General features: G+C 59.7%; 2 protein-coding genes. Both read right to left on the minus strand.

Annotation, left to right across the window (positions count from 1 at the left end; all coding sequences use genetic code 11):
- The coding region (locus EOA29_RS38205) for a TrbG/VirB9 family P-type conjugative transfer protein (protein WP_189479152.1) at positions 1-719 on the minus strand (719 nt) is incomplete at its 3' end.
- Positions 716-891 (minus strand): type IV secretion system protein (locus EOA29_RS38210; protein ID WP_145970112.1); only part of this gene is annotated, 176 nt, incomplete at its 5' end. The genes EOA29_RS38205 and EOA29_RS38210, both read right to left, overlap by 4 nt.

The following is an 891-nucleotide window of genomic DNA, read 5'->3' on the forward strand; positions in this document are numbered from 1 at the left end:
GTCTTCGACGGCCGGGCTCGATTGTAGAGGCAGAGCGTTTTGCCGTCGGCCCTCAGCGTGAATTGCCGGCCGATCTTGTCAACGATCGTGTATTTTCCCTGGGTCCGCTGATTGACCAGCGATTCCTGACCTTTTTGGTCGACGACGAAGATGGCCGGGATGTCGCCGCTGAACTCCAGGAACATCTTGGTGCCGTCGTCGAAAGCGACGCGCGGCTTCAGGCCATCATCGCCGACATAGACGTAATTGTAGTTGAGATCGGCATAGTTGAGGTTCTTGAGATCGGGATCGGCTGCACTTTTCTGGGCCTCAGAAAGCAGGCGCGCGTCTTGGTCCTCGTCCGGATATTTGAACCGGACCTGGAAGGACGCGCGGTCGCGATCGCTGTCGGTGGCTTTGAGCAATAGCGAATAGACGCGCCGGTCGGTGACGACGTTAACGTTCGTCCAGGCGTCCCGTTCGAGCGGCTTGATGAAGAGAAAGCGCGAGCCGCGTTTCGGCACGATCGACCAGCCTTTCGTGTCGCCAGCCGAAACGGTCTCGATCACCTCGGACGCGCTGAGCTCAATCATCGTCGAGACGCCGAGCGCGGCGTTGACCGTGGTCACATTGTCATTGTCGAAAGGCACGTAGCGGATGCGATAGTCCCGCGCGGCAGCGGAGCTGGCCGAGTCAAGCAAAATCAGCAGCGACAGGGCGGCGCCAATGTGGGTCTTCATTGCGCGCTCCCTGCCGTCGGCGTGGACTCCTGATCGCGACGGTATTCCGTCACCTGAAAGCCAAGCGGATTGTCGAAGCGCCATTCGTTCTTGATCGGCGTCGTCGTGTAACGGAATTTGACCACGGCCACCCAATTGTCGGTCGTGGAAGAATTCTCGCGGCGCGTCGTGG

The organism is Mesorhizobium sp. M1E.F.Ca.ET.063.01.1.1, from assembly GCF_003998155.1.
Lineage (GTDB): Bacteria > Pseudomonadota > Alphaproteobacteria > Rhizobiales > Rhizobiaceae > Mesorhizobium.